38 protein-coding genes are annotated in these 25,302 nt (G+C 52.8%); 19 read left to right on the top strand and 19 right to left on the bottom strand.

Features of this window, described 5'->3' with window-relative positions; all coding sequences use genetic code 11:
- Positions 1 to 13: 13 nt before the first annotated feature.
- The 8 genes from OMR58_RS24745 to OMR58_RS24710 form a co-directional block, all read right to left on the bottom strand.
- A complete protein-coding gene (locus OMR58_RS24745) occupies positions 14 to 460 on the bottom strand; it encodes a gp53 minor capsid family protein (RefSeq protein WP_264547211.1) in 447 nt (148 codons plus the stop codon).
- Positions 460 to 1,737 carry a hypothetical protein gene (locus OMR58_RS24740; protein WP_264547210.1) on the bottom strand — a complete coding sequence of 426 codons (1,278 nt, stop codon included), beginning with the start codon at positions 1,735 to 1,737 and terminating at the stop codon, positions 460 to 462. Before OMR58_RS24740 ends, OMR58_RS24745 begins: the two co-directional genes overlap by 1 nt.
- 9 nt (positions 1,738 to 1,746) lie before the next feature.
- Positions 1,747 to 2,700, bottom strand: a complete 954-nt coding sequence (locus OMR58_RS24735) for a phage head morphogenesis protein (RefSeq protein WP_264547209.1) — start codon at positions 2,698 to 2,700, stop codon at positions 1,747 to 1,749.
- Positions 2,654 to 4,003 (bottom strand): anti-CBASS protein Acb1 family protein, encoded by a 1,350-nt coding sequence (locus tag OMR58_RS24730; RefSeq protein ID WP_264547208.1) that lies wholly within the window; start codon positions 4,001 to 4,003, stop codon positions 2,654 to 2,656. The genes OMR58_RS24735 and OMR58_RS24730 overlap by 47 nt, the downstream gene beginning before the upstream one ends.
- 21 nt (positions 4,004 to 4,024) lie before the next feature.
- Positions 4,025 to 5,344, bottom strand: coding sequence for a PBSX family phage terminase large subunit (locus OMR58_RS24725; RefSeq protein ID WP_264547207.1), 1,320 nt, complete (start codon positions 5,342 to 5,344; stop codon positions 4,025 to 4,027).
- On the bottom strand, positions 5,328 to 5,795 hold the full coding sequence (locus OMR58_RS24720) for a DUF2280 domain-containing protein (protein WP_200544095.1): 468 nt from the start codon (positions 5,793 to 5,795) through the stop codon (positions 5,328 to 5,330). The genes OMR58_RS24725 and OMR58_RS24720 overlap by 17 nt, the downstream gene beginning before the upstream one ends.
- A 32-nt stretch (positions 5,796 to 5,827) precedes the next feature.
- The gene (locus OMR58_RS24715) at positions 5,828 to 6,463 is read right to left on the bottom strand and encodes a putative metallopeptidase (RefSeq protein WP_264547206.1); all 636 of its coding nucleotides are present in this window, start codon (positions 6,461 to 6,463) and stop codon (positions 5,828 to 5,830) included.
- Between the two features lie 179 nt (positions 6,464 to 6,642).
- The gene (locus OMR58_RS24710; RefSeq protein ID WP_105595034.1) at positions 6,643 to 6,888 is read right to left on the bottom strand and encodes a DUF2560 family protein; all 246 of its coding nucleotides are present in this window, start codon (positions 6,886 to 6,888) and stop codon (positions 6,643 to 6,645) included.
- Positions 6,889 to 7,053: 165 nt separating this feature from the next.
- On the opposite strand from OMR58_RS24710, the gene OMR58_RS24705 reads away from it, so the two are divergent.
- Both OMR58_RS24705 and OMR58_RS24700 read left to right on the top strand, forming a co-directional pair.
- Positions 7,054 to 7,284 carry a hypothetical protein gene (locus OMR58_RS24705; protein ID WP_146114192.1) on the top strand — a complete coding sequence of 77 codons (231 nt, stop codon included), beginning with the start codon at positions 7,054 to 7,056 and terminating at the stop codon, positions 7,282 to 7,284.
- A 166-nt stretch (positions 7,285 to 7,450) separates the two neighbouring features.
- Entirely contained in the window at positions 7,451 to 7,573 is a 123-nt protein-coding gene (locus OMR58_RS24700; protein ID WP_146114193.1) for a small membrane protein, read from the top strand.
- Between the two features lie 78 nt (positions 7,574 to 7,651).
- On the opposite strand, the gene OMR58_RS24695 is transcribed toward OMR58_RS24700, so the two are convergent.
- The 11 genes from OMR58_RS24695 to OMR58_RS24640 form a co-directional block, all read right to left on the bottom strand.
- Positions 7,652 to 8,194, bottom strand: a complete 543-nt coding sequence (locus OMR58_RS24695) for a hypothetical protein (protein WP_264547205.1) — start codon at positions 8,192 to 8,194, stop codon at positions 7,652 to 7,654.
- Positions 8,191 to 8,730, bottom strand: a complete 540-nt coding sequence (locus OMR58_RS24690; RefSeq protein ID WP_264547204.1) for a lysozyme — start codon at positions 8,728 to 8,730, stop codon at positions 8,191 to 8,193. Before OMR58_RS24690 ends, OMR58_RS24695 begins: the two co-directional genes overlap by 4 nt.
- Positions 8,730 to 8,945, bottom strand: a complete 216-nt coding sequence (locus OMR58_RS24685; protein WP_105595037.1) for a class II holin family protein — start codon at positions 8,943 to 8,945, stop codon at positions 8,730 to 8,732. Before OMR58_RS24685 ends, OMR58_RS24690 begins: the two co-directional genes overlap by 1 nt.
- Before the next feature lie 1,014 nt (positions 8,946 to 9,959).
- On the bottom strand, positions 9,960 to 10,724 hold the full coding sequence (locus OMR58_RS24675) for an antitermination protein Q (protein WP_264547203.1): 765 nt from the start codon (positions 10,722 to 10,724) through the stop codon (positions 9,960 to 9,962).
- A gap of 59 nt (positions 10,725 to 10,783) precedes the next feature.
- Positions 10,784 to 11,002 carry a hypothetical protein gene (locus OMR58_RS24670; RefSeq protein ID WP_105595039.1) on the bottom strand — a complete coding sequence of 73 codons (219 nt, stop codon included), beginning with the start codon at positions 11,000 to 11,002 and terminating at the stop codon, positions 10,784 to 10,786.
- A 3-nt stretch (positions 11,003 to 11,005) separates the two neighbouring features.
- Positions 11,006 to 11,386, bottom strand: coding sequence for a RusA family crossover junction endodeoxyribonuclease (locus OMR58_RS24665; RefSeq protein ID WP_105595040.1), 381 nt, complete (start codon positions 11,384 to 11,386; stop codon positions 11,006 to 11,008).
- Complete coding sequence (locus OMR58_RS24660; RefSeq protein ID WP_264547202.1) at positions 11,386 to 12,762, bottom strand: replicative DNA helicase; 1,377 nt, start codon at positions 12,760 to 12,762, stop codon at positions 11,386 to 11,388. Before OMR58_RS24660 ends, OMR58_RS24665 begins: the two co-directional genes overlap by 1 nt.
- Positions 12,759 to 13,805, bottom strand: a complete 1,047-nt coding sequence (locus OMR58_RS26015; RefSeq protein ID WP_347710580.1) for a replication protein — start codon at positions 13,803 to 13,805, stop codon at positions 12,759 to 12,761. The genes OMR58_RS24660 and OMR58_RS26015 overlap by 4 nt, the downstream gene beginning before the upstream one ends.
- Before the next feature lie 212 nt (positions 13,806 to 14,017).
- Entirely contained in the window at positions 14,018 to 14,140 is a 123-nt protein-coding gene (locus tag OMR58_RS24650; RefSeq protein WP_264547233.1) for a DUF4222 domain-containing protein, read from the bottom strand.
- Positions 14,141 to 14,192: 52 nt separating this feature from the next.
- Positions 14,193 to 14,516: a hypothetical protein gene (locus OMR58_RS24645; RefSeq protein ID WP_105595045.1), complete on the bottom strand. Its 324-nt coding sequence runs from the start codon at positions 14,514 to 14,516 to the stop codon at positions 14,193 to 14,195.
- Between the two features lie 27 nt (positions 14,517 to 14,543).
- Entirely contained in the window at positions 14,544 to 14,759 is a 216-nt protein-coding gene (locus tag OMR58_RS24640) for a helix-turn-helix domain-containing protein (RefSeq protein WP_105595046.1), read from the bottom strand.
- A gap of 106 nt (positions 14,760 to 14,865) precedes the next feature.
- Between OMR58_RS24640 and OMR58_RS24635 the strand changes: the two genes are divergently transcribed.
- From OMR58_RS24635 to OMR58_RS24555, 17 genes are all read left to right on the top strand, one after another.
- The gene (locus tag OMR58_RS24635; protein ID WP_205067788.1) at positions 14,866 to 15,507 is read left to right on the top strand and encodes a LexA family protein; all 642 of its coding nucleotides are present in this window, start codon (positions 14,866 to 14,868) and stop codon (positions 15,505 to 15,507) included.
- A 233-nt stretch (positions 15,508 to 15,740) separates the two neighbouring features.
- Entirely contained in the window at positions 15,741 to 15,968 is a 228-nt protein-coding gene (locus OMR58_RS24630) for a putative hemolysin (RefSeq protein WP_200559703.1), read from the top strand.
- Between the two features lie 110 nt (positions 15,969 to 16,078).
- Positions 16,079 to 16,177: a YoaK family small membrane protein gene (locus tag OMR58_RS24625; protein ID WP_146114196.1), complete on the top strand. Its 99-nt coding sequence runs from the start codon at positions 16,079 to 16,081 to the stop codon at positions 16,175 to 16,177.
- A gap of 943 nt (positions 16,178 to 17,120) precedes the next feature.
- A complete protein-coding gene (locus tag OMR58_RS24620) occupies positions 17,121 to 17,324 on the top strand; it encodes a hypothetical protein (protein ID WP_105595050.1) in 204 nt (67 codons plus the stop codon).
- Between the two features lie 148 nt (positions 17,325 to 17,472).
- Complete coding sequence (locus OMR58_RS24615; protein WP_200544120.1) at positions 17,473 to 17,883, top strand: hypothetical protein; 411 nt, start codon at positions 17,473 to 17,475, stop codon at positions 17,881 to 17,883.
- Positions 17,883 to 18,017 (top strand): hypothetical protein, encoded by a 135-nt coding sequence (locus tag OMR58_RS24610; RefSeq protein WP_264547201.1) that lies wholly within the window; start codon positions 17,883 to 17,885, stop codon positions 18,015 to 18,017. Before OMR58_RS24615 ends, OMR58_RS24610 begins: the two co-directional genes overlap by 1 nt.
- Positions 18,008 to 18,208, top strand: coding sequence for a hypothetical protein (locus tag OMR58_RS24605; RefSeq protein ID WP_105595052.1), 201 nt, complete (start codon positions 18,008 to 18,010; stop codon positions 18,206 to 18,208). The genes OMR58_RS24610 and OMR58_RS24605 overlap by 10 nt, the downstream gene beginning before the upstream one ends.
- Positions 18,186 to 18,854, top strand: a complete 669-nt coding sequence (exoX, locus tag OMR58_RS24600; protein WP_172606663.1) for an exodeoxyribonuclease X — start codon at positions 18,186 to 18,188, stop codon at positions 18,852 to 18,854. The genes OMR58_RS24605 and exoX overlap by 23 nt, the downstream gene beginning before the upstream one ends.
- Position 18,855: 1 nt before the next feature.
- Complete coding sequence (locus OMR58_RS24595) at positions 18,856 to 19,533, top strand: AAA family ATPase (protein ID WP_105595053.1); 678 nt, start codon at positions 18,856 to 18,858, stop codon at positions 19,531 to 19,533.
- Positions 19,533 to 20,249 (top strand): hypothetical protein, encoded by a 717-nt coding sequence (locus OMR58_RS24590; RefSeq protein ID WP_105595054.1) that lies wholly within the window; start codon positions 19,533 to 19,535, stop codon positions 20,247 to 20,249. Before OMR58_RS24595 ends, OMR58_RS24590 begins: the two co-directional genes overlap by 1 nt.
- A 41-nt stretch (positions 20,250 to 20,290) precedes the next feature.
- A complete protein-coding gene (locus tag OMR58_RS24585) occupies positions 20,291 to 20,482 on the top strand; it encodes an ANR family transcriptional regulator (protein ID WP_105595055.1) in 192 nt (63 codons plus the stop codon).
- Positions 20,479 to 21,003, top strand: coding sequence for an HD family hydrolase (locus OMR58_RS24580; protein ID WP_264547200.1), 525 nt, complete (start codon positions 20,479 to 20,481; stop codon positions 21,001 to 21,003). The genes OMR58_RS24585 and OMR58_RS24580 overlap by 4 nt, the downstream gene beginning before the upstream one ends.
- A gap of 202 nt (positions 21,004 to 21,205) precedes the next feature.
- Positions 21,206 to 21,739, top strand: coding sequence for a hypothetical protein (locus OMR58_RS24575; RefSeq protein ID WP_264547199.1), 534 nt, complete (start codon positions 21,206 to 21,208; stop codon positions 21,737 to 21,739).
- The gene (locus OMR58_RS24570; protein WP_264547198.1) at positions 21,736 to 22,809 is read left to right on the top strand and encodes a DGQHR domain-containing protein; all 1,074 of its coding nucleotides are present in this window, start codon (positions 21,736 to 21,738) and stop codon (positions 22,807 to 22,809) included. Before OMR58_RS24575 ends, OMR58_RS24570 begins: the two co-directional genes overlap by 4 nt.
- Positions 22,806 to 22,997: a hypothetical protein gene (locus tag OMR58_RS24565; protein WP_264547197.1), complete on the top strand. Its 192-nt coding sequence runs from the start codon at positions 22,806 to 22,808 to the stop codon at positions 22,995 to 22,997. Before OMR58_RS24570 ends, OMR58_RS24565 begins: the two co-directional genes overlap by 4 nt.
- 599 nt (positions 22,998 to 23,596) lie before the next feature.
- Positions 23,597 to 23,842 carry a hypothetical protein gene (locus OMR58_RS24560; protein ID WP_146114195.1) on the top strand — a complete coding sequence of 82 codons (246 nt, stop codon included), beginning with the start codon at positions 23,597 to 23,599 and terminating at the stop codon, positions 23,840 to 23,842.
- A gap of 261 nt (positions 23,843 to 24,103) precedes the next feature.
- Positions 24,104 to 25,302: DNA-methyltransferase (locus OMR58_RS24555; RefSeq protein ID WP_264547196.1), on the top strand; the 1,199-nt coding region annotated here is incomplete at its 3' end.

The raw sequence follows: 25,302 nt of genomic DNA, 5'->3' as shown, positions 1-25,302 counted from the left end.
TGTATTCTCCTGATTACGCGCCTGAGGCTACGGTACCGACGCGCATACGCACGCGGATAAAGTCGGTGGTGCTGGCAGCGATCGTCGCTTCATCCTGGCTGTAACCAATCACCGTGTCGGTGTCAGAGGTAGCCAGCGTGAACTGGCCATTTGAGCCGAGCTTGATCGGGCTGTCCTTCTTGTAGGTGCCGGGCACGCAGAGGAGCGCCAATTCGCGTCCCTCTTCGACATAATTCCCAACAGCAGAATCACCCGCTGGCACCGGTTCGGTGATTTTAAGCCCCTGGTGATAAGCGACATCGATGATGTACAGGCGACCAGTTGCCCCTGTGGCCTGCGCGAACTGGTCACTGCTGTTAATCACAGCTGCTGTACCAGGAAGAATTGCAGCGACGGCCACACGGGTTTCAGTCTTATAGAGTGACTGACCGTCAATATTTACTCGGCGATAATGGGCCATTATGCGGCACCTCCGTTAAAGTAGGTTTTGTAGTCAGGTGCGCCAGTAGGTGCCTGGTTGGTTGCGGAATTAGCCCCCAGCGGTGCGGCAGCGCCCAGTGACTTAAACATGGCATCTAGCGCTTCACCGGACAGCGCGTTCGCCACGATCTCACCATGAACAGCAGCAACGGCAGTACGCTTGGTTGTCTCTTCAGCGCGAGTATTGGCTGTGAGCGCGTCGGTGATCTGCGTCTGATTAGTCTGCAGTTGCTGGATTTGCTCGGTTACCGGTTTCAGCGCGTCAGCGAGATTGGCGGCCAGGCCTTTACCGATTTCCGTGATCAGCTCTTGTTTCTCTTCAGTAGTTAAAGGCATCTCGCCCTCCGTTCGGTGGTTTGTTGCAGGGGCATCCTGCAGAGTAAAAAAGGATTTGAACTTGTTAGCAGCAATCGCCACCCAGGACTCCTGACGGGTAACCTTTGTGCCATCGGCTTCAAACGTAATTTTTCCGCCATCAGAGGTGTAGCCGAAGACCTGTGCATCTCCCCCGTTACGAATAATGATCGCCTGCGAGTCGGTGAAATCAGCCACCCAGGCATAATCGACCGGTCCGGTCGCAAACTGGTCGCGCGCTGCTTTTTCGAGGCGTCTTTCACGCTCGCGGTAGGACTCACCCACCAGCACGCCAGAGTTAACCTGCAACGGCCTGGCCAGATCGGCATTCACCATCAGGCCCACTCCCTGCTCAGGTGTCGCAGCGCCTACCTCGTGCAACAGAATTGCGTCATGATCCATCGCGTGGATCTTCACTACGAACTCAGCTCCCATTGCTTTCTGTTCGGCGCTGGCCGGAAGCTGATCACGGAACACAGCAACACTGGTATGGATCGGCGGAACATCTTCACCACGCTCAATAGCTTCCACTCGCTCGATAAGCTCCCTGCCTCCAGCGCTTTCATTGGCTTTTAGTACATCCACCCACTTCTCAACATAAATACGGTTGCCCGACTTCTTCACGTTGCGGTTCCAGGCACCGGCATAGCCAACGTTGATACCCTCCGGAGAGAAGGCAGAAACAAACTGCCCGTTCACCGTCGGATGTCCAAGTGGCGCAAGCGTGCCTTCCAGCCCCTGATAATGGGCGTCTATCTCCGAGTCCGGATAAAGTTCGTTGTTCATGATGACGTTAGCCGGCAGCGTATAGCTTGGGATAACGATGTGATCGCGACCGTTATAAACCTCACGGCGAATAGACTGACTATTCACCCGCGTGGTGACGTTGACTTGCATTGGCATGGGTTAACCTCAGGCTGCCTTTGCGCAGCAATGACATAGTGATTTGTTGGCGGCCAGTTTTTGCCACTGGGTTTCGAACTCTTTACGGGACAGCTCGATCACCTTCGGATTGAGCGGATTCCCTTTCTCGTCAACCAGCGTCTCCACCTGCGAGCATTTGCAGTTAATGGCGTTTGCACCTGTTGAGTACCACTCCCGCACCGCTTCGACGGTGTAGAGATGAGCATGGCGGATGGCATGGCTCTGACGGGTTGTGGGGCTTAGTGCTGAGTAATGCAGGAGCATGATCCGCAGGCCGAGCACATCGCGTGCATCGGTAGCTTCATCCCATCGGGCACGGCGCAGTGTGCCGGTAATTTCAGTACGGGCAATGGTGTTAGCCCGGCGAGTTTCTATCCCCAACTGGTTGCGCAGGTTGCGAGCCACTTCGCGAGGATTCAGGCCCCTCCCGATCCCATCGGTCAGTACGCGCGCCATGTTGCGCTTAGTGTCTGCCGCCAGGCCTTTCATTTCTTCAAACGCCCGGGCATAAACCAGAGACATGCGGCGCTGATAGGCTGTAGTAAGAAGGAGAGCCTGGAATGACTCTGTGCTGGCCGCATACACTGCTGATTGCTGACTCAGGTTTGTCCATGCCTGCGCAGTGCCACGCGTTGCTGCTGGTTCAACATAGGCTTCAGTGAACCAGAGATTGTTCTGGTCACCGTCCAGCAGCACAGAATCGACCAACAGGCTGGCGTCATTAAGGACCATCGTCAGTAGAATGGGATCGAGCTGGTATTCGTAGCGGGCGTTTACTGCGAGTGTTGCAGGGAATCGTTCGAGTGCTTCGGCGTATGCGGAGCCGATTTTCTTCATGCGTCGGGCAAACTCTTTCATTGCCCCCCGCTCCAGCCGATCTACTCCGGTCGGGTCTTTATTGTTTCCCGGTAGTATTGGTGGTTTCGGTGTCTTCTTCGTCATCCGTTTCTCCTAACGGCTCCGGCGAACCTTCATAACCAGCTGCCACCCGAATCTCTTCACCACTAAATGCCTGCTCTCCGGTTGCGACCAGTGCCGTGTTGATCTGTGCCATCTTCAGGGCGCTATCAAGCTTTTCCGATGCTGTCTGCGCGTTAAGGTCATCCCAAACCACGGCCTTATGAGCCACTGCATCGATAATTTTCAGATCGGCCAGCTTGTCGCAGAAGTCCTCGATATCAAACGACAGGTCACCGCGGCGAGACTGGCAGCGCGCATTAAAATAACGCTGGTCTTCGGTGCTCGCGCGCTCACCCGTCTGCATGCCGACCAGTATCTTTGTCGGGATGTCCAGCGCGGCGGCAGCAGTCTGCAGGTTCACGTTATAGGTCGGCCCTGGATCGGCAACGGAAGTTACCAGCGGTGTTACCGTTGCTCCCTGAGTTGTCAGCGTGACGTCGTTACCCCGGTTCACCTCCACGGCGGTTTCGTTGAACTTGTCCTGCAGTTCCTCAACGCTCACGCCATAAAGTGACGCGAGGTTGCCGAAGTCGATCTCTTTCTCAAAGTTGATATTGAGCTGGCGCGCTGCGTTCTTCAGGAAGGATTCCCCGGACCCGCCCTCAACCTTTTCCAGGCTGACGAAGGCGTTATAGGCTGGCTCCAGGAAGCCGATCGCATCGTCGGTATAATCACCGAGGATAAATACACGGTCTGGATGAACATCTACCCTGCGCTGCTGGCCGCCAGGCGAGTGCTCCACGTACTCCCAGATTTTAGGCTGGCCGTACGTTCGCGAGTTAAGCCCGTTGTCCCACTCCTTGACGGTTAATGCGCCAGCCCAGGCTACAGTGATTTTCTCCAGACCTGCGCCACGTGTGGCAGCCTGGTTCCAGTCTTTGTTGTCTCGAATATGCAGCAGAATGCCGGAGTAGCGACCGACCAGCCTGCGCATATCAGCCTCAGCGAAGGCACGCCAGAATCGGTGAGTAAATACGGCTTTGGCCTTACGCTCCCAGGCCGTCACTGCGCTGGTTTCATCCTTCTCCTCTCCTTCGATAATCTCCGGGTTGGTCTGCCAGCATGCACCGGCCAGCTTCCGCACAGCACCATGCGCAATACCACCACGCCGGAACAGGCTGTACAGATCATCGAAGCAGATATCCTCTTTAAATCCGTACTCACACCAGGCACTGCTGCGCTTCGAATCCAGACCCATGGTCGGTGACAGCATTCCCAAGCGGGCGCGAGCCATCCGGGCGTCGTTCAACGCATGGTTGACGGCCAGTTGAAGGTTTTTGTTCATGCTGTTTCCAGTGAATTTGTTTTACCTGCCACGCAGGCGCTTTGGAATCATCATCCCTGCTGACTGTGGCTTGTGCTTGATATAGCCATCGAGGCCATAACGAGCGGCGTCCCAGCAGTGGTTGTGCTTATCCTCAATGACAGGGAGCACCTCACCGGTGATGCGGTCAGTTTTGTACGAATAGAGCCGGGCCTCTTTGGCTGTCTCTTTGCAGCGGGTGTGGATGACGATCTGCTTAAAGCCGCGCAGGCAGGTAATACCGTCTTCGACGCTTCCCTGCCACTTCTGAGCGGAAGCAATATTGAACCCTTGACTCTTAATGTGGCTTATCGTCTCTGGCCGCGAGTTGTCAGCCTTAATAGGCCATTTGCGGGACTGAGGAATGCCGGGGTATTTCGCTTCGTCAGTGACCTTCCATTCCTCCAGTTGCTTAGGCCTGGCCTCTTCCTTGCCAGCGTAAAACTTCCACATATCATCCAGCTCAACGCCAGTCCCGTAGGCCTCGTACTCGATGTACAGGCTGTTATCGAGGATGAACATGCGCAACAGTGTGCTGGGTTCTTTGGCGAAACCGAAGTCAGCGCCAAACAGCAGGCGATCTGCTTTTTGCCAGAGGTCGGAAGCAAAGTCCTGAACCACGTAGCGATTGGCCAGCACCTGCTTATCGGAGTTTTCGAGATAAGCCCCTTCCCAGATCCACGCGTAATCGGCGTAATCGAGGTTTCTCAGGTCTTCCTGTCGCTCTTCTTCGAGCACGTCAGGGAACCATGGATTATCACCGTAGTTCATCTCGACAATCATCGAGCTTTGCGGCGGGTTCTTCCTGAATAGCTTGTCGGTGGCACTGCCATCTTTTTCCGGGTTCCAGGTTACCCAGATTTCTGAGCCTTTCTCACGCACGGTTGGGCGTAGCTTCTTCCATGCCGTGGCGGAAACGGATTCGGCCTCATCAACCCATGCGACGAGAATCCGCGCTTTGGATTTGATGCTGTCGAGGTTATGCCGCAGGCCACAGAACACATAACCAACCCGACGATTTTTGGTTCTGATGTACTTCTCGCCGATGTCGAAATAGTCATCGAGCCAGGGGACCGAACGGATCGCCTGCTTTATTTCCTCCATCGAGGATTCTTCCAGCGAGTTCATATACTCGCGGGCGCAGAGGATCACGCCGCTCAGCCCGCTCTCTGCGGCCTGATACGCTTTGACCGCACTCATCAGGGCAAAGGTGCGGGTCTTCGCCGAGCCACGTCCACCAAATGCGCCGCGATAGCGCACGCCTTCGGTCGCAAATACCGGTACCAGCTTTGCGGGGATAGGCAGATCAACCTGGCTTTCCATCTTTTGGCTCTACCCCTATCAGTCGAATTGTTGTCGGCCTCGGGGTCATGGTGCCGTCAGGGCTGGTATGCTCCACCTTCTGTTTATTGCTGTACGCGTCCCCCACCTCTTTAGCCGCCTGTTCCATCAGTTGGGCGGTCATCGCGAGGTTCTTCATGCCCTCCGCACGCGTTGCCATGCGGTCGAGCACGCGCAGCCGGTAGGCTTTGTTGGCGATCGGGATATCGGCGATTTCGTTCTGGAAACGGGCGCGGGTGGCGTTGAACATGTCGACCCAGCGCGCCGCGAGCGCTTTGCCGCTGGCCTTCGTCGGGTCGTAGGATTCGACCTGCTGCCGGGTCACTTTCACCCGAAATTCCACCTGGACAGACTCTACCACCTGAGAGGGGCTGTCGAAGCACGCAAGCGATTGAACTATGTACGCTTTTACGTCATTTTTAAGCGCCGCCATAATTCACCATCCGTCCAGGTCAGTCCAGGTAATCACGCCAGTTTCATGAGGCAAGTGCCGCACGCCCTGGCTATGTCTAATTTCGCTACCTCCGGCCGCTCCGCTGCGGCGTCGATCAGCTGTTGCACGTCGTCGCTGGCACCGTAGCGCCGCACCACGCCCACAAACTCTTCCACATCATGCCCGCGCATCGTCAGCTTCGGCTGGCCCTCACGGGTAAATGCTGGCGCGCCGAACTCATCAACCTGCTGCGCGATGTGGTACAGCTCATGTTCAACCAGTGCGCAGAACTCCAGATCCGTGCACTGAGCGCAAAAGTCAGCAGCCAGGGTGATGATGAACTTCGGCACCTCGCCGAACCACTCATACATCTGTTGCTCCATCCGCGCTTTCTGCCAGCCACCGGCACGCATCATCACTGATTCCGCTTGGCCGAGCACGGTACGCCCCTGTTTCGCAAACGCGCTGGAGGCCCACATAAATCGCAGATCAGCGTCAATCAGGTGACCGTGGTCTGGGTTATGCAGATTGCCGTCTACAGACAGTATCTGGCTCTGCACCCACTCCCCGATTTCTGGTGCGGGGATCAGCCTGGTGTATGCGTGAAACTCATTAGGCAGGCTGCCGGGCGGCATGGGTCGGGAATACTCGCACTCTTCATTCGACATAGAAAATCCCGGTTTCGTCTACCATCGCACCGGATAGCGACCATGAGTGAACGACCCTGCGTGAATTCAGGGGTAGCACGGTATTGGCGTTTTTGATTCTCTCTGCGCGCTAACGGTCAGGAGTTACCGATCAACGCTGACGCGGGGAGACGGCGACGGCCTGCGCCCGGGCGGTGAGGTTATTCGGTAGCTGCAGTAATCTCGCTCAGCACGGTGATCGCTTCCACCGATTCCTGCACAGCTTTTGTTGCGCGCGCAACGATATCAGTTTCGCTATAGACACGACTGTACTGCTGGATAAACAGGCGATGCTTGAACGGGTCGTTCTGGATGAAAGCAACAGCCACCTTTGTTGCTGCGGTGTCATAACCCAGCGTGGCCAGTAGTTCCAGTTGGTTGCTCTGTTCAGTAGTGATTTCAGGCATGGTAATCCTCTTTTCAAGTTTGAAATTATGATTTTGATATGTTGGTAAGCACTGGGTCATAAAAAATAAGTGTGATAAACATCAAGATTTCGAAAAAACGCTTAACTCATCGGACCTTTGAGACTATTCTTATTGATATCAAATACTGAAATCCAAGGAAATACCATGTCAATTATTAATTTATTTTGTAGATCTTGCGGACATGATAGATTCCATATTGTTGCCATCGCAGATAGAGGAGATCAAATTACTCAGATGCAATGTAAGCGTTGCAATTGCGCGGTAGATATAAATGATGTTGTATCTTATAAAGAAAACTATGTTATCGCTCGCTCCGATACAAAAGATGAGCAAGAAATAAACGCGCAACCCTTCATAATTCTTCCTGGGTCGTAAATTTTATTTAAGACTTTTCGGACCTCAACCATACACTTTAACTAATCAATTGATGCCTAATGTAAATTACAGTACATGGGCTTTAATTATTACCACCTCTGAAGTAGATTAAAAAACCAACAACATTATCTATCCATATTTTTCATAATGGCTTTTGAGGTGTCGTATGAAAGAGTGGCTGCTTCTCACTTTTGCAATTTTATTATTAGCAATTTCCATTTATTGCTTAATTTCTTATCTTCGGGAACGGAAATCGAGTAAATTTCCGTCTAACCGAAAAAATCGCTAACTCGTTAATCTCATAGTTTTGAATCAAAAATGAGCTCTTTTTAACGCATTCACATCAGACAACGATAAATCTTTTGGTTTAATGTGTGCCAGTTTCCCGGGCTCTCTCAATCTTTCGGATGCCATCAAGCTGGCTGTTAGCCTGATCTATCGCTGTCAGTAGCGGGTCTATCCACAGTACGGCCTGACAATATGTCAGTGTGCCGGTGGCAGCGGTGTAAGCACCGGTGCTGTCAGTGATGCCGGAATTGGCGTGCATTGCGCTGGCACGTAAACTGTTCGCGTACTCGAGCAACCGGCCAGAAACGCCAGCAGGCACAGCGAGAGCACAGGTCGGCTCAGTTTTGAGGAACGTCCGGTATTCAATCTGCTTCTCCTGGGATGATGCCGTGATTCGTGCGTCGTACTGCTGGACAGCAGCGGCTATTTGGTTAAAACGGTTGAACTGCAGGGACTGTGTAGCAATAACACTGCTCTGCCGCTCGTTATCCATCTTCAATTGCTGGTTAGCAGTCTGCTGATCGCTGTATTCACCGTGATAGTAGACCGCAGCGCCGCCCAACCCAATCAGCATAAGCAGGAACAACGCGACCAGAACCAGAGTTATTTTGGTGTCTTTCATTGCTCCAGCCCCCAGCACGCCAGAGCAGATTCCTGATCCCGCCGCTCAACCTGACCGTAGCAGCCAGTTGCCTCCCCTTTCGTTAAACGGCAGTCACGACCTTTGTCATGCACCCACCAGCGTATCGCCTCACACGCACCTTTACGGTCACCAGCATTCAGTCGTTTGTAGAACGTAGAAGGGAGGCAATTACCGGGGCCGATGTTGTACGGGCAGAACGAAGCGATTCCGGCTTTCTGTGGCTCAGTCAGTGGCACCTTGATATTGGTCGCCACCCAGGCCAGCGCCTTGCGTTCCTCGATAGCGTTCACCTCAGCGCATTTCTCAGCGGTTAATCTCATGCCCTTCACAACCGGCTTGCCATCAATACGGGTCACCCCGCAGCAAATAGTCCAGATACCGGAACCATCGAGATAGGCAACAAGCCGATTACCTTCTTTCTCATTAAGGAAAGCATCCAGAATGGCAGAGGCGGACGCGCCAGCCAGAATCAGGCCAACCACTGCGGCGCTGAGCTTTGACTTCAGATTAGCCATCAATCACCCCGTGCTATTTTTCGGCGGTCCTCTTTCACCTTGAAATAAAGGTTTGCCAGAAACGTCAGAAAGCCAAAGACCAGACTTCCGATAACACCGATAGCCGCCCACTGTGACGGGCTAACTTTGTCGAGTAATTGCAGGCCCCAGTAACCGGCATTGCCGACTGAAGCGCCATAGGCAACGCCTGTTGTTAGTTTGTCCATGCGATACATACTCTCACCCCCGGCAATGCCGTGGCGCTGTTCAATTAGGAGGATGAAAAAGGAATGACATAAAGTGAAAAACTTTACGTTATAGCTATGCTGTTCTAAGGTTGATGTAGTTGTTTATGAATGGATTTTCAAATAACCCAAAGAGACAATGATATTTTTAATTAAAATTATTATTAATGATTCTTAGAGATCAATTAAGAGGAAATATAAAAATGAACTTACAACAATACATCGACATTTATTTTTCTGGTAACCAGGCAGAATTCGCTCGATATGTGGGAGTACGCCCCCAACAAGTTACACAATGGATTAATGGAGGTTTCATAATGTTTGGTGGAAAATTATACAGCCCACGAAGAACTATTAAGCCTTTACCATAGGAATTTCAAACCGTTACTGCTTACGAAAATCATTACTTCTTGCACTAATCATTCTTGCAAGATGCAAGAAAGGCCCACCGAAGTGAGCCTTGATTTAGTTGCTGAAAATTGTGACATCATGAAGTTTCGGTGCCGGGTGCCTCCCGGTAAATCAGAAAAGACAGAACCTGATTCGCTTCCTGGCAACAGGATATGTTGACCTGTCTTAGCCCCTCCGCTTAGGGGGATTCACCGTAACCTCCGCGATTCTAAACAAGATAAAAGCAGAGTCAAAGCCGAGCTCTGTTCTGGGTATGTATCCTGTATAGATTCAGATTAATCAGAGATGAATCGCCATTCCGGTAGGAGCGACTCAAAATTTAGGACTAAAAAAAGGCCCTGCATTAGCAGAGCCTAAGATTTGGTGCGCCTGTATATCATCACTGATTAAATGTCACTCCTTCGGACGGGAGGCGCATAGAGTTGTCATCAATTTGAAGATAGTAGATTGACAGAAAAAAGCTAATAAAAATGCCCCGCATTTGCGCAGCCTCTGAATTCGTTTAAGTACCTGTGGGCATTGAAATCCCACGATGAGAGATATAATTGGCCAAAGTTATGCAAAATGCAACCACTTTCGATGCATAAATTCGTATTATCGCGTCACTTTATTGAAAATCGAATCAGCCTGGCTTTCCTCAGCTTCGCATTTAACGATCAGCCCGTCATAGAATGGCTTCCAGTTACGCGACCATGACGATTGCGTCAGTTCAGGCACCAACGCCCGAATCGCTTTAAACGCTACCGTCGAAGGCTGCCGCCTGAAGCCCAGCCCATCACATCGATCGCAATCCTTCTCAACTGGCACGCCGAGCAGTTTCGACCGCTTCAGATCCCGGACCTTGCCGGAACCGCCGCAACGGCAGCGCGCTGACAACTTTCCCTTTCCGTGACATGTCACACACTGATTTTCCACCAGTTGCATCTGAAACGTTGGAGCCGTTTTTTCTCCACAACCGGGATGCGTCATCACTCTGGCCAGCGTGTTAGTCACTCCCCTGCCTGCGCAGTCAGGACAATCATGCGTATCGGCAGCAGAACGCGCGTAATCGTCATAGGCGAATTTAGCCAGTACAAAAAGACACTGACTCAATTTTCCTGCTGCGGCCTTCCTGAGAAGCGCAGGCGCGGTTTTGCGGGCATACGCCAGCAGGTGCTGCACTGCCTTATCCCGATCCTGCTGACTGATACCTGCTTTTCCCAGATACGCACTCATGCCGAAAGCAGCTTTAGCCTGGCACATGCCGATCGCGGCCATGACGTGTGTGCCGTCGATATTCTCCGAGCTGGTAGCGCCGGGGCTGTCGGTGATCATCATCGTTTTCGGGCTGAAATGTTTAAGTGCGGCTTCGATTCTCACGTGTATCCCCTCTGGTCTGTTCTTATCATCCGATACTGCAGTTGGCCAGCGGCCGGTTTCTAAACGTCCACCAGCACTTTCAGCGCACGCGAGCAGCGCGGCTTACTGTAGAGCGCGCCCTTTTTCACCAGCGCTTTAATGTGCGCTTCAGCGGCGTTAGCGGACTTCCAGCCAAAGTGAGTGGCTATCTCCACACGTGTTGGCGCGCAGCCATTCTCAGCAGCGTACTGCCGGATAAAGCGGCACATGTTTTTCTGGATCTCGGTCAGTCCTTTCACGTTTTATTCTCCTGACTGGTGCGCCGACGGCGCGATGCTGGCGATCCGGATACTGCCGGTTTCGCCCCATATTTTTGATACGCGGAAATCCCACACGCTGCTGTCATCGGCAAACAAGGCATCCATCAGCGCTTTCATCAGGTTGTCCACGTCCGGTTTTTGCTGATGCGGCTGACCAATACTGGCGCTGCGCTTTTTCTTGCTCCAGCTGGCTGGCATTGGCAGCACGAAAGTAACGTGGCAGCCGCTGACCGGCAGCTGCAGGCGCTTTAATCGCACCTCGTCGCAGTAAGCGCGGTACCGGAGAACCACCGGGCGTTTAGCCCAACGGTCTCTCTGCGTCATGCGGGGTTTCGGCAACGGACAGATGTCATAGACCTGCATCAGAACTCCCTCTGTCGCTGTCCGGCTGAAGCCTTCTCGGTGCAGATGCGCCGCGCCTCATCCTGGTTGGTGTCGTGGAAATGGCCGTTGCGGAACTCCTGGTACACGGTCCCCAGCTCGCCGAAACGGTTCTTCGTTACGATGATTTCGGCGAAGCGCGCCGCCAGGCTGTTCTCGTTGTAGACGGCATCGCGGTACAGCATGATGATGCTGTCTGCATCCTGCTCAATGCTGCCGCCGTCGCGCAGATCCGCATTTACCGGACGTTTGTTCGGGCGTTTCTCAACGTCGCGTGACAGCTGGCTGAGCGACAGAACCGGCGTTTTCAGTTCCTTAGCCATGTTCTTCAGGCCACCGGAGATAACAGCGATCGCCAGGTCGTTACGTTCTGCTCGAGGCTTTTTAATCAGGCCCAGATAATCGACAAGGATCAGCGACAGGCCGGGGAACTTGCGTTTATGCCGCTCAGCGATGGCGCGGATCTGCTCGATGGTCAGGTTTGCCGCGTCGACGAGCCAGACATCAAGGCCAGTCAGGCGCTGAATTCCCATTGAAACCCGGCCCCAGTCCTCATCGTGCATACGGGATGGCTTGCGCAGGCTGGATACCGGCATGTTCGACGCGCCGGCAATCTGGCGCTCAATCACTTGCTGATTGCTCATTTCCATGGTGAAAATCAGCACACCGCGGCGGACCTTGTGATCCCCCATCACCCGCTCACTCGAGGCAACACCCTCAGCAACCTTCAGCGCAAACTCGGTTTTCCCCATACCCGGGCGAGCAGCCACAACAACGAAATCTTCATCGTTCATGCCGCCAGTAATTTCGTCCAGTTCGGAGATCCCTGTTTTCAGCGTGTCAGACTCCTCACCGTTGGTTACCCGCCGCTCCAGCACATCAACGTAAGGACCCATCAGTTCATCGATATGAACCGGCACGACCTCATCAGAGGGGCGACCAACGGCCATGACCTGGCTGGTAAACGCCCGAATGTTCTCCAGTGCCTGATCGTGGTTGTTCGCCAGGGTTATGCTGTCGTAGTTGGCTTCCATGAGCTTCACGAAACTGCTGATCATGAACTTCTCGCCCAGACTCTTGGCGTAGCCCTTCAGGTTGGCTGAACTCGGCACGACCTTCGCCGTTTCCATCACGTCGGCGAATACGCCGGGACCATCACCCATCGCATCCGCAACCAACAGCGCGTCGATCATCTTGCGCTGAATGGCCTGACGCTTAATCTCTCCGTAGAGCTTGAAGTAAAACGGGTTGGTGAACGCTGCAGGGTCCAGCGTGTTCAGCACGTCGCTGGCGTCAGGTGTCAGACCGGCGTTCAGCAGCGCGCCCAGCACGCTGGCTTCGAGATACAGGTCGCTCATAGCGCACGCTCCCGCACTTTGCGAAGCGTGTCGGGCTTCATCAGGAAATCGAAGTTGGCACGCCAGCCAGACGGATTCTCGCCGAAGTAATGCGGCCTTGCTTCAGTCACAAACGCCTTGAAATATGCCCGAAGCGCATTGATATCCTTGTGGTTCAGGTGCGAAACCAGATCACGGATTGCAGCGGCTCTCTCTTCGTCCAGTTCTGCCGCAGGCATGCGTTCACCGGCAATCTCGTTGTAAGCCTCAACAACAGCTGCGCAGTCGATCTCAACGTAGCTGGAAGCCCAGACCGCAGCGTCAGCAAGGTAACCGTCGAAACGGCTCACCCGGCAGATGTTCGCCGGCTTAGCAACCGTGCCATTGCGGCGCTTCCAGGTCAGCACCACCCAGCGCACCACCAGCTGCAGGTCGTCCACGGTGTAGGCGGCACGGGCCGAACGTGGCGTAAGCAGAACGGCAAAGGCTTCTGCAGAGCGGCAGGTGGTCCCTGTGAGTTCGTTGTAATACTCCAGAACCTGTTTTGCCTGTGAAATTACCTCCTCCGAAAATTCCCCCTTGGGGGCTTTAGGGGGATCTGTTTTTATTGTCTTTGGAATAATGTCTTTGGTGTCCCCCTGTTTTGAGGGATAGCCATCCCCTAATTTGAGGGATAATTTCTCCCCTGATTTGAGGGATAATCCCTCGTTTTGAGGGATACGCCATTCTGAGACATTTTTATTGGGGCCAAACTGACGTCCCTGCTGGATAAGAATATTCATTTCAACCAGTTGCAACTTCGCCTCATTGCAGCGCTTCACCGGCAGTCGAGCGATCTCCGAAATCTGTGAATCACTGATTCGGTCCATAGTTTTGTTCCAGCCGTAAGTGAGCCGCAACACGGCAAGCAGCACCTTGAATTGGCGCTTCGTCAGATCCGCGCCTGCATATTCCTCCAGCAGCATGTTAGCCAGCCGGGTATACCCATCATCGGTATCGGCCACGCGCTGCTCCTCACGCTCTGTACGAGCGCGGAAATTGATGATCTCGGCGGTGTTACTCATCCCCTTCCCTCACACGCTTATTCTGCTCGAGTAGCTGGCGCAACTTGTGCGCCGCGTCAGGGGTAAACTCCCGGGCTAACTGCTCCCGGGACATGTCTTTATGTACAGTGTTTTTTGGTTGCATCTTCCGGCGTTTCTGTCGCATAATTGACCTCGCTTGACCAAAGCAATGCAGTACCCGGCTGTTCAGGTGCAGCTGTTCAGCCTTCGCTTTACCCTTCAAACTTCCTGAAATACTTCTCGAAATACCATTTCGGCACGCAGCATGGATGCGGGTAATCTGGCCGCATAAAAATGATTCTTCGCTCCTGCCGGTCATACCGGGTAACCCGCACGACAACGCCGCGTCGATCGTGGTATTGCTGATCGGTATCAACGAAACGCTCGTCATCCACCAGTTCCCCCTGCCGGTTGCCGTATGTGCTCCAGCAGCGAAAGCAACTTCCGCGCCTCTTCACCGGTCAGCACCACGTTCTGCTCACACCCTGGCGCCGCGATGCAGCCAGCAGGCAGTCCCAGCTGCAAAATCAGCTTGCAGGCCAGGCCAACCAGCCCGACCTTTTTGCGGCTTAGTCCCGAAGGATGAATACCCATATCCAGCGCCAGAGGTTTGTTACCGCGAGCGATAGCTTCCCTGTGAAAATAACTCTCCAGCGCTTCTGCTTTGCAGGTGATATTTACTGAATTGCTGGTTGTTGCTACTGATTCCATTGATAATTTCCGTTTTCAAAATAGTGTTTAGGCAGCATTACCTTGCTTGACTCCATGTTGGAGCCAGGCTGGGTCACACTGCAGTGCATGGGCAATCTCAATCAAAAACCGCGGGCGCTTCGTCAAACCAGCTTCGATCTGTTGGATGGACTGCTGTTTAACTCCAGCCTTACTGGCTAATTCAGCCTGCGTCAGGTTGAGCTCCGCCCGTTTTTGTTTGAGGCGGTCCGAGATAGTTTGCATAAAGCCTCCTTTGACAAACTTTCTTGTATATTAATTACAATATAGCTTGTTTGTCAATTACAGCTTTTCTTGTAAACATCTCTTGATTGGATTGAGAGGTGACTTAATGACGATCGCGGCGCGTGTCCTTGCGAAAAGAAATGAGCTTGGATTAACGCAAACAGAACTGGCAGAAAGAGCCGGCACAACTCAACAAGCGATTGTTCAGTTGGAGAGTGGTAAAACTAAACGTCCCCGCTACCTCCCTGAGCTGGCGAAAGCTCTCGGCTGCGAGATCGAATGGCTCCTTGATGGTAAAGACGTTGTGACGGGCGATAATGTTTCTGGTTTTCGCCCATACTCTCCTGGCCGAAAATATCCTGTCCTGAGCAAGGTCCAGGCAGGTGCCTGGGGAGAGGCCATTGAGGCCTATACGGTAAAGGATATCGATCTCTGGCTAGAGTCAGACGCACATGTGCAGGGTGAGTCATTCTGGTTGGAAGTGGACGGAGATTCGATGACAGCGCCGATGGGCCTGAGTATTCCAGAAGGTACTTTCGTGCTTTTCGATACTGGGCGTGAGGCGGTGAATGGCAGCCTGGTAGTTGCAAAGCTGATCGACGATAACGAAGCCACGTTCAAAAAGCTGGTGATCGACGGTAGCCAAAAGTACCTGAAAGGGCTTAACCCTCAGTGGCCAATGGTGCCGATCAACGGTAACTGCCGGATTATCGGTGTAGCGATTGAAACTAAGCTTCGGCTGGTATAATCCCCCTCAGACGGAAGAGACGTTTATCTAAGGAAGTAGATGTCAGTTTACATAAAGATAGCAGTACCTATGTTTTGCGTAGCGTTCGCCATGTTCTACCTGGCTCGCAAGAAGCGCGACAAAAACTTCCTGATACCGGGACTGGCATTGCTTTTGGCTGGCTTCGTTAACTTATTGCTAGGTCTGACTCTGGGTTAGTGGTCGGAAGAGGCCTTCAGTTAAAAGGGATAACCATGAAAAAAATACTGATTACCGCACTACCAGTGCTTATCGCCTCGTGTGCAGCGCACAACGAGCAGCCGAAGATGATTGGCATGGCTAACCCGGCCTCGGTGTACTGCCAGAAAATCGGCGGCAAGCTAGACATCGTTAAGGAACCCGCTGGAGAGGTAGGCTACTGCACCCTCCCAGGCGGCGAACGGATTGAAGAGTGGACTCTTTACAGGCGCGATAACAAATAAAACGGCGCTGTTACGTATTGCAATTTTTAAACACAGATCAGCATCAGGGCTGGTTAGGGCTGGAGAAGACAGGCAGGGATGCCCTCATAATAAAAACTCAGGCGGTAAAAATGAAGATCGGCTATCTGTTCCCAGCTGCCTGCGGCATAGCAGGCGTAGTGCTTCTGGTTTGGTTTATCGCGAGTGGTGCTTGGATGCCTGGCGGTTAATGCACGGTTAGAGGTCAAAGAAATCTACCTCTTGCTCTTCACCCTTTTTTTTGAAAAACAACAAGAGCCCGCTTAACGCGGGCTTTTTGTGGACAGTCAATCCCTCTTATCTAATCAGAATTGCCTCCCTTAAAGTGCCCTTCCCGTTCACAACTAATTTGATAAACCTTCAACCAAGATACTTTTGACTCTCGTCGTTTAATTTATGTTCGAAAACCATGTTGCCAATCACTTCAGCCATGATTGCTGTTCACTATCCACACCTCGATTCCGGCAAAACTCAAACTTCGCTCAAAAGGCCTGAGCGCTTTGTTTAAACGATCAATTCAAGAAAATAAATTACTTTAAAAAACAAATAAATGAGTAAAAAACCAATGAAATTACAATATTTATTGTTTACCCATTACAAACTTTGTTGTGATTTTCTCTCATCAGCACAACGCAGCCCACCGCCAAGCGCTGACCCGCTCTTTAACAATCTGGCAGTCGCGCACCGGGTACTCAATCGCATCCCTGGCAAACTGAAATAGCGGCCACCCCTAACTGACCTGGGCTGAGCCAAAGAGGAGCAATGCGAGCGACGGATCGGTGCATGGGCCAGCGACATATGTCGGCCCCATTAACAACAGGAGATAAGCCAATGAAGCATTAAAGGCATCGCGAAGACGGCGTGTACGGTCTGGCTCCCACGGCGACGTAGTGAGGGAGAGGAGGCGAAAGCATCACTGAGTTTACGGTTGGCGCCCGGTTTAACGCACTAAGCAGCTTCAAATGATGACCGGGAAACCGGCGCTGGCCACTGCGAGAGTGTGGCGAAGTTTTCTTCGAGCTGCGCCAGCTCCAGCGAGGCAGTCATAGCCGGTCCGGTTGACCGGGACTTAGGCTGATATCGTAGCTTGCGCAGCATCAAAGAAAATCAGGGGCAACGAAGTAAGGAGTGAGCGTGGATTTGGCCATTTATGCAGTTAAGTCTGCTTTTCTAATTTTCGTGACGATGCTTGCGGTAGCAGCAGGCATCAATTTATTTGATAAGCATCGTCTGCCATGGTCACAAATCATGGGGATCGTTGTGCGTGTCTTTACTGCCATCATGTTGGCGTCAGTAATTGCCGTCGCAGTTTATTACCTACTTTTTGTTGTTTTTTAGCCCTTACGCCAGTTACAGCGAGAACGGTAGCCAAACCAGCGCATGTGAACTGCGAGGAGCACCGGCCGCCACAACCCCATCATCGCTGTGTGTAGTCGTTTGCCCCCTTCTCCGGGGGCTTTTTTTCGCCCTCAAAACGGAGGTAAGCATGCACCCAATCCCCAAATTAACCGCCCAGCGCCTGGCCGAGTTGCCGCCGGGAACGCCGATCCGCATCGGCGCTCAGCTGGTCACATTCAACGGCTGCAGCATACGCCCGAACTTTAAGGGCGAAGAGCAAACGTTCGTTGATTACACGCTGCCAGACGGCACTCCCGGTTCGCATTTCGAGTACACGGTGCTGGATGCCGGTACCGAGCACCTGGAATCAGTGCGATGCCGCTACTGCGGCCGGTTCCGCCATCCTGAAGATGTGGTGAAGAGCACCGTTAAACACTGGGATCGTAGCGAGCGGGATGACTTCTGCGCTGACAGGGAGTGCGCCCTGCGTTACCAGCAAAGCATCCGGGTGCCGTCACATAAACGCGCTGCAGGATTGCGCATTCGAGGTAATCGCTGATGAGCCAGCTCTACAAATCTCAGTTCCTGCACCGCCTGACCGGTGCCGACTTCCACCCGCGGCGCCGCAGCTGGTTATTGCCGGTTATCGGCGCTGCGCTGATTGCTGCGGGGATGTATATCGGATGGATGTAACGCCGATCCCCACGCCGCTGGCAATAAACGAATGGATGCGCCAGGCCACTGTCGACGCAATCCTGCAGCTCTGCCAACAGAATCAGTTCGGCCCGGCTGACCTGATTCAAATCGCCCACAAGCTGGCGCAGCGCGAAGCCGCTGCTGATGCCCTTACGGAACAACCTGATGACCATTTTGCGTGTAATTGATACGGAGACCACCAGCCTCGAGGGTGGTGTGTGTGAAATCGCCAGCGTCGACATTGTCGATGGCGTTATCTGCAACCCGATGAGCGACTACGTGAAGCCGCCGGAGCCAATCAGCATTGCTGCGATGGCGCTTCACCATATAACCGAAGCGGACGTGGCTGACTCACCGCCGATTGATGCTGTAATTGATCGCTATCTCGGCGCTGACGTTTACGTTGCGCACAACGCCAAATTCGACCGCAGCAAGCTGCCGCAGATCACCGCGCCGTGGATCTGCACAATGAAGCTGTCCCGCAAGCTCTGGCCGGAGCTGGAGAGCCACGGCAACCAGTTCATGCGCTACCACCTCGGCGTTAACGCCAACGTGCCGGAGGGCCTGCACGCCCACCGCGCCCTGTATGACTGCTACGTGACGGCAGCGGTGCTGATCGAAATTAACCGTCACGCCCGCTTCACCATCGCGCAGATGCGCGAAATCACCTCCCTGCCTTCCCTGCTTCACACCATGCGTTTCGGTAAGCACAAGGGCACGACGTTCGAGAAAATTGGCGCGACTGACCGCGGTTATCTGAAATGGTGCCTGGCAAACATGGACCTCGACGAGGACCAGAAATTCACGATGCAGCATTACCTGCAGGGAGGTTGATATGGGTACTCCCGTGTTAATCCTCGGTGACTCTGGCGCGGGAAAATCTTACAGCCTGCGCAACTTCAACCCCGACGACTGCCTGCTAATTCAGTGCATCCCCAAGCTGCTGCCGTTTCGCCATAAAGGCACATGGAAAGTTCACGGTAAACCTGACGCGAACGGAGAGCCGCAGCGCGGTAACGTGTTCCGCACTGATGACTGGGCCGATGTTGAAGATAAGATCCAGCGGATGGTGATGTCCAAAACACGAAAAATCCTGATTATCGATGATTTTCAGGTTGTCATGCAGCACGAAAACATGATCCGTGCTTACCAGACCGGTTACACCAAATTTACCGAAATGGCGGATCATGTTTGGCGCATCATTACCGCGGCCACACACCTGCCTGATGACGTTCGCGTTTACTTCCTGGCGCACACAGAAGAATCAGAAGGCAAAGTGCGCATGAAGACCGCTGGCAAAATGCTCAACGAAAAGCTGACGCCGGAGGGCTATTTCTCCATCGTGCTGCGCGCCATCAAAAAAGACGGTAAGCACGTATTTCTGATCAAAGGCGATGACAACGACACCGCCAAAGCGCCACCCGACCTATTTCCCGATCAAACCGAAATGGACAATGACCTGTTCGCTGTAGACCAGGCCATCTGTAACTTCATGTCTGAAGGAGACATCTGATGCAGCAACCACAACAGCCAATGGGCTTTGTTTTCAACCCGGAATCAGCGAAAAAAGCCGGAACCTCAGCCATGCTCAACGAAACCGGGGCTTATGAGGGTGTGATCCTGCACGCTCACTACAACTTCGGGACCGACAGCCAGTCGCAAACGCTGGAGCTGGGTTTCGAATCGAATGGCCTCAAGGCAAATTACCTGCGCATCAACTTTATCAACCGCGAAGGTGAACAGACTTTCGGCATGGATACAGTATCCGCGCTGCTGTGGGCGGCCGGAGTTCGTGATGCACAACCTCAGCAGCGGCAAACCCCAGATGGCATGGTGTGGGCACTGCCTGCCATCGAAGGTAAATCTGTTGGATTGGTACTGCAGAAGGAGCTGCGCACGAAGAGTACCGACGGATCGGATACCTACCAGATGAACATACGCCATGTTTTCCAGGTTAAAACACGCCTGACATATGCCGAGCTGGCTGACAAAGTGCCGGCAGAGGCGATTGATAAGTTATTGCTGTCGTTAAAAGACGTGGACAAGCGTCAACCAGTTGCGCCTAACGGTGCAGCGCCGGGCGCGCGTGGCGGTCCGACTTCAAATCGTTATGCGAACCAGGCGACAGGCAATCAGCAGCAATCACGCCTGCAGCAAAACGCAGGCTCGCGAAACGTTGGTCAGCAACCGTCACCGGAGACTGAGTTCGACGACGACATTCCCTTTTGACGCCACCCAATCAGCCCCGCCCGGGGCTTTCTGGAGTATCTATGCCACTGCCAAATAGCTCAGCACAGCAAGCAGCGCAGAAAGAGCGCGACGGTCTTTTCGCTGATGCCGCTCATCACTGGTTGCAAGCCTCACGCCATGCAACTGGCAACAATATCACCTGGTACCAGCTGCGCGCAGAGTTCTGCGCTGGCATGGCCCGCCGCGCAGCAATTAAGGATCAGCAGCAATGACCTGGATTAACACCCTCTCCGGCAAGCACTTCAGTTTCTCCGAAACCGACCCGGCAACGATTAGCATCGAGGATATTGCCGGTGCTCTGTCGAATCTTTGCCGCTTTACCGGCCACTTGCAGGATTTCTACAGCGTGGCGCAGCATTCGGTGTACGTCAGCCGCCTGGTGCCGCCAGAAATGGCGTTAGAGGCGCTGTTGCACGACGCAGCAGAAGCTTACTGCGGTGATGTCAGTTCGCCACTTAAAGCGTTTCTACCTGACTATCAGGTGATTGAGCACCGTGTCGATCAGTTCATCCGGGACAAGTTCAATCTGCCAGCTGCAATGTCTGCGCAGGTTAAGCGTGCGGACCTGATTATGCTGGCTACCGAGCGCCGCGATTTCGATATGGATGACGGAACGCCGTGGCTGGTGCTTGAGGGCATCGAGTGCGCCGACTTCATGATCTACCCGCTTACGCCACGACAGGCTCGCGTCCAGTTTCTTCAACGTTATAACGAGCTGAAGAAAACCATTTAACCACCCTTTCCGCCTCCTGACCGCCAGCCAACGCCGCCGCATTCGGTGCGGTGCGCCTGCGTGCGGCCACCAGCTGCGGATCTAAGGCCACAACAATGATGAATTCACTGGGAATTTACCTTTTTGGCATGCTCATGGGCTGCATTTACACGCTGCTGGCTATGGCAATTTTTTGGCTGACTGCGGTCGGCGGGAGAGAGATATGGGAAGAGTATTTATTACAGAAGGTGTTCGCACTGGTCCAGACGGAAGCGGCTATTCATGCGAAGACGATGATGAAAGAGTTGATTCGTGGGATGTCGTCGATTCGGATAGTGGTGCCAAATATTTTGGCTCTGAAGACTACAGCACGGCTACCAGGGTGAGTGGTGTGCTGAATGCGATCTGTCGTGAACACGCCGCAGAGGTTGCGCGGTTGAATGAGCAAATGCGGGCGCTGGCGGCGGAGGGGAAAACCTATCAGGGAGTTGTTTTTCGGCTGATCGGAATGCTGAGCATGTCTGGTTATACGGCCGTGAAAGACTCATTGAATCCCGCCGAGGCGCTTTTCTTTGACGCACAGAAAGCCCTGGACGACTCAGTTACTGATACCATCCTGCGTGAAGTTCGCGCTGATGAACTGGATGTCATCGCCGCTGAATTAGTGGCTCTGGACACCGTGGGCAGTACCGGTGCAATTGCATACGTAATTCGTCAGAAAGCCGCCAGCATCCGCGCCGGGGAGGTGCAGCAATGAGCAAAGTGGGAGATTATTTCTTCGAATTCCCGGCATCTCGAGGGCTTCAGGGCAGTACGCTTGTGCTGATGATGACCATCCCAGCTCGTTCTTTATCACGAGTGCTGGCATCAGATAACCATGGAAGTACGCTTGAGCGCTCACAGCGTGAACTAAACCCCGCTCGCGCGAAAAAGTTTTACGAATATCTGGTGGCGGCATACGAGAAAAAAGAGCCATTTATTATCCCTCCACTGGTTGGAAACTGTAACTCGGATATTGAGTTCGAGGAGTTTGGCAATACAAACGTCGGCGTAGTGAGATTTCCGATGGATGCGGAAATTAAGTTGTTCGATGGGCAGCATCGAGCTGCTGGTATTGCTGAGTTCTGCCGCACGATTAGCGAGCCTATTCATATTCCGCTGATGCTGACTCATCAGCTTCCACTTAAAACACGACAACAGTTCTTCTCAGATATTAATAATAACGTATCCAAGCCATCAGCAGCGATCAACATGGCTTATGACGGTCGCAATAGTACTGCGCAGGGCATGGTTAGCTTTCTCACTCAGCATAATGTTTTCAGTGAAATAACAGATTTTGAGCACAACGTAGTGCCCGCAAAAAGCAGCCTGTGGGTCAGTTTCAAGGCACTAAGCGACGCCACAGCTAAATTCGTGGGTACCGGGGGTAAAGCTCTTTCAGAGGGAGATGTTTATGACATCTGGGAGGCTTGGCTGAGTCTAACCGCAGCTGAGGATATCCGTAACGGGGTCGTTCCATCTGAGTATAAGCGAGATTACATCCAGTTCCACGCAGTGATGATTAACGCCTTCGGCTTCGCCGTACACGATCTTTTAAAGCACCATTCCGTTCGTGATGTTGTGCTGATGATCGAAGAGGTCGCCACAAAATCCACAATCATGGACCTAGAGAACTTTTTCCTGATTTCTTCCTGGGGAGGTGTGTGCGCAAGCACAGGAAAGGAAAGACCAACAGTCATTGCTAGCGTTTCCGCACAAAAGGCTGCGGCGCAGAGGCTCGTTGCCGTAATCAAGAACGGGAAATTCATTGTGGAGAACATTGCATGACCACCCTCACCTTCGTGTTCCTGATTCTCGCATCCCCGGTGCGCGACGGCAGCGCCTGGAGCATCACGCCGATGCCATCCATGGCCGTCTGCGAGCAGGTGCTGACTGATGTTCGTACTCATGGCGGCTGGGCCGACGATTTCCCCGCCGTGCCAGACGGCGCTCACTGTAAAGAGGTCAAACAGTGAAGAAACTAATTGAGATGTTCACTCGCGAGAGACTAATGCAAATGGCCGACGAAAATACTATTTGCAAATTATCTCTGGAGGAAAGAGTAGCATTAGCTAGGTTAGCTCTCATGGTTAATGAACCATCAGGGGTGATTTACCAAATCCGACAGAACAACGGGAGCCCTGAGTGGGAACAATGGTCGGAGGTCAGCGCTGAAGAATTTTATGCCGACGTCGAAAGTAAAGGCTGGGAATTTCGAACATTGTATGTTCTTAGTTGAACTTTCGTGACTCAACTGCAGGGTTTCGCAAAAAGACATCATAATCCTTTAACTTCATGAGTTTTTATGAAATTTTTTCGGACTAATTATTAACCACATTAAAACCCTTCAAAGAGCAATAATTGCACAGCAAAAGTTTATCTTTCTGACATCTGGTTAATACCAGACCAGATTCAAAAAATACCGACGTAAAACACTAAGCTTTTTCCTAATTTTTCTTTTCGCTATTGCACCAAAATTCACTTTGAGGTTTTGATAATACTAAGCTTTAAATCTTTTATTGAGAAAGCAATGAATGTACAGTTTTTTTTATGAATTGATGGCTAGGAGGTGATCGTGAAAGTCGATTACATCAATGATAAGAAAAAATTCACATATAGGACAATGGGCTACTGGGTTTTAATTCTAAAAGTTAATGAGTATATTATTTTTGAAAAAGCCTTGCTTGGTATACCTTTAAAAAAAGCGCAGGCGTATATTCATAATTTCACGTATCTAGGAGAGCACAGATACAGGTCTCGGATCATTGATGGCAATAAGTTGCTGGTTCGCAGAATCCCGGACAACGATGCCACCATATGAATACCATGTTAATTAAATTGTTTAATAGACACCGATTAACCAATATATTATCCCACTCTCTGTCTTAAATAGTTTATAGCCACTCCCTTTAAGATATCGAGACAATAACCGCCACCCGGCGGTTTTTTTACGCCCTGTTACCATGAAAAACACAATCCGGCGCCACCTCGCGCGCCACCATATTTTCTATGCCAGCATCCGCCCGGCGGCTGTGCTGATCCTGCTGCTTATCGCGGCGTTAACTGCGGAGCTATTTCTAAAGTGAACTCCTATCAATTACATGTTGGTCGTTGCGAAGCCGTTCTGAAGACGATGCCGGATAACTCAGTGGATGCGATTGTCACCGATCCACCCTACGGCCTGAGCTTTATGGGGCACAAATGGGATTATCAGGTACCGACGGTTGAGCAATGGGCAGAATGTCTACGCGTGCTTAAGCCAGGCGGGCATCTGTTGGCGTCTGGTGGTTCCCGAACCTATCACCGCTTGGTCGTAAACGTCGAAGACGCAGGCTTTGAAATCCGTGACATGATCGAGTGGTTATACGGCACCGGCTTCCCGAAATCTCACAATCTCGATGGAGAGTTTGACGGCTGGGGAACGGGCCTTAAGCCCGCCCATGAGCCAATCGTTATGGCCCGTAAGCCGTTCAAGACGACGGTGGCTAATAACATGGAGCAGTATCGTACCGGAGCGCTGAACATCACCGCCTGCCGTATTTTAACCGATGACGAGCTGACTGGCGGTAAAGGCGCACTACTATCGCATCAGCGGGACAGCACTGAACCCGCCAGCAACTACCAGCAGACACCTGAGGGGCGCTGGCCAGCAAACCTGATCCACGACGGCAGCGATGAAGCGATCGCCATATTCCCGGCAAACGCTGGCGCAGCATCACCGGTAAGAGGTACTGAGCCATCAGCCGCCGGGACAGGAAACATTCTCGGTATGAGAAAGCGTGTCGCGACACATCATCATGGTGACAGCGGTAGCGCCGCGCGCTTCTTCTACTGCGCGAAGATGACGCCAGCAGAGCGCGACGAAGGCATGGAACGCTTTATCGCTTTCTCCGCATCGGAAATGACTGGTGGCCGCAAAGAGGGTAGCGCGGGCCTTAACGATCCTCGCGCCGGTGCCGGACGCAACAACGGTGCGAAGAACCCGCACCCGACCGTGAAGCCGATTGCGCTGATGAAATACCTCTGCCGCCTTATCACTCCACCAGGCGGAATTGTTCTCGACCCATTTACAGGCAGCGGCAGTACCGGCCGCGCGGCGATTGAAGAGGGATTTTCTTTCATCGGCATCGAGTTAGATCCGGACAACATCGTAACCGCCAGCGCCCGCATCGGTTATTCCTACAAGCAAATGTCTGCGCCAGCAGCGCCAGCAGCGCCAGCAGCGCCAGCAGCGCCAGCAGCGCCAGCAGCGCCAGCAGCGCCAGCAGCGCCAGCAGCGCC

It is taken from the genome of Erwinia sp. INIA01 (assembly GCF_025947915.1).
In the GTDB taxonomy this organism is placed as follows: Bacteria; Pseudomonadota; Gammaproteobacteria; order Enterobacterales; family Enterobacteriaceae; genus Erwinia; species Erwinia coffeiphila.
This window is presented reverse-complemented; position numbering and strand designations above follow the sequence as displayed.

Coding starts and splice junctions, on each gene's coding strand:
- OMR58_RS24590 (WP_105595054.1), top strand. CDS start 19,533: ATGCAGCAACCACAACAGCCAATGGGCTTTGTTTTCAACCCGGAATCA.
- OMR58_RS24695 (WP_264547205.1), bottom strand. CDS start 8,194: ATGAAAGACACCAAAATAACTCTGGTTCTGGTCGCGTTGTTCCTGCTT.
- OMR58_RS24690 (WP_264547204.1), bottom strand. CDS start 8,730: ATGGCTAATCTGAAGTCAAAGCTCAGCGCCGCAGTGGTTGGCCTGATT.
- OMR58_RS24630 (WP_200559703.1), top strand. CDS start 15,741: ATGAAAAAAATACTGATTACCGCACTACCAGTGCTTATCGCCTCGTGT.
- OMR58_RS24635 (WP_205067788.1), top strand. CDS start 14,866: ATGACGATCGCGGCGCGTGTCCTTGCGAAAAGAAATGAGCTTGGATTA.
- OMR58_RS24575 (WP_264547199.1), top strand. CDS start 21,206: ATGGGAAGAGTATTTATTACAGAAGGTGTTCGCACTGGTCCAGACGGA.
- OMR58_RS24665 (WP_105595040.1), bottom strand. CDS start 11,386: ATGCAGGTCTATGACATCTGTCCGTTGCCGAAACCCCGCATGACGCAG.
- OMR58_RS24705 (WP_146114192.1), top strand. CDS start 7,054: ATGTCAATTATTAATTTATTTTGTAGATCTTGCGGACATGATAGATTC.
- OMR58_RS24725 (WP_264547207.1), bottom strand. CDS start 5,344: ATGGAAAGCCAGGTTGATCTGCCTATCCCCGCAAAGCTGGTACCGGTA.
- OMR58_RS24580 (WP_264547200.1), top strand. CDS start 20,479: ATGACCTGGATTAACACCCTCTCCGGCAAGCACTTCAGTTTCTCCGAA.
- OMR58_RS24710 (WP_105595034.1), bottom strand. CDS start 6,888: ATGCCTGAAATCACTACTGAACAGAGCAACCAACTGGAACTACTGGCC.
- OMR58_RS24585 (WP_105595055.1), top strand. CDS start 20,291: ATGCCACTGCCAAATAGCTCAGCACAGCAAGCAGCGCAGAAAGAGCGC.
- OMR58_RS24735 (WP_264547209.1), bottom strand. CDS start 2,700: ATGACGAAGAAGACACCGAAACCACCAATACTACCGGGAAACAATAAA.
- OMR58_RS24660 (WP_264547202.1), bottom strand. CDS start 12,762: ATGAGCGACCTGTATCTCGAAGCCAGCGTGCTGGGCGCGCTGCTGAAC.
- OMR58_RS24645 (WP_105595045.1), bottom strand. CDS start 14,516: ATGGAATCAGTAGCAACAACCAGCAATTCAGTAAATATCACCTGCAAA.
- OMR58_RS26015 (WP_347710580.1), bottom strand. CDS start 13,805: ATGAGTAACACCGCCGAGATCATCAATTTCCGCGCTCGTACAGAGCGT.
- OMR58_RS24570 (WP_264547198.1), top strand. CDS start 21,736: ATGAGCAAAGTGGGAGATTATTTCTTCGAATTCCCGGCATCTCGAGGG.
- OMR58_RS24625 (WP_146114196.1), top strand. CDS start 16,079: ATGAAGATCGGCTATCTGTTCCCAGCTGCCTGCGGCATAGCAGGCGTA.
- OMR58_RS24640 (WP_105595046.1), bottom strand. CDS start 14,759: ATGCAAACTATCTCGGACCGCCTCAAACAAAAACGGGCGGAGCTCAAC.
- OMR58_RS24740 (WP_264547210.1), bottom strand. CDS start 1,737: ATGCCAATGCAAGTCAACGTCACCACGCGGGTGAATAGTCAGTCTATT.
- OMR58_RS24605 (WP_105595052.1), top strand. CDS start 18,008: ATGGATGTAACGCCGATCCCCACGCCGCTGGCAATAAACGAATGGATG.
- OMR58_RS24730 (WP_264547208.1), bottom strand. CDS start 4,003: ATGAACAAAAACCTTCAACTGGCCGTCAACCATGCGTTGAACGACGCC.
- OMR58_RS24745 (WP_264547211.1), bottom strand. CDS start 460: ATGGCCCATTATCGCCGAGTAAATATTGACGGTCAGTCACTCTATAAG.
- OMR58_RS24685 (WP_105595037.1), bottom strand. CDS start 8,945: ATGTATCGCATGGACAAACTAACAACAGGCGTTGCCTATGGCGCTTCA.
- OMR58_RS24715 (WP_264547206.1), bottom strand. CDS start 6,463: ATGTCGAATGAAGAGTGCGAGTATTCCCGACCCATGCCGCCCGGCAGC.
- OMR58_RS24615 (WP_200544120.1), top strand. CDS start 17,473: ATGCACCCAATCCCCAAATTAACCGCCCAGCGCCTGGCCGAGTTGCCG.
- OMR58_RS24565 (WP_264547197.1), top strand. CDS start 22,806: ATGACCACCCTCACCTTCGTGTTCCTGATTCTCGCATCCCCGGTGCGC.
- OMR58_RS24700 (WP_146114193.1), top strand. CDS start 7,451: ATGAAAGAGTGGCTGCTTCTCACTTTTGCAATTTTATTATTAGCAATT.
- exoX (WP_172606663.1), top strand. CDS start 18,186: ATGACCATTTTGCGTGTAATTGATACGGAGACCACCAGCCTCGAGGGT.
- OMR58_RS24595 (WP_105595053.1), top strand. CDS start 18,856: ATGGGTACTCCCGTGTTAATCCTCGGTGACTCTGGCGCGGGAAAATCT.
- OMR58_RS24720 (WP_200544095.1), bottom strand. CDS start 5,795: ATGGCGGCGCTTAAAAATGACGTAAAAGCGTACATAGTTCAATCGCTT.
- OMR58_RS24610 (WP_264547201.1), top strand. CDS start 17,883: ATGAGCCAGCTCTACAAATCTCAGTTCCTGCACCGCCTGACCGGTGCC.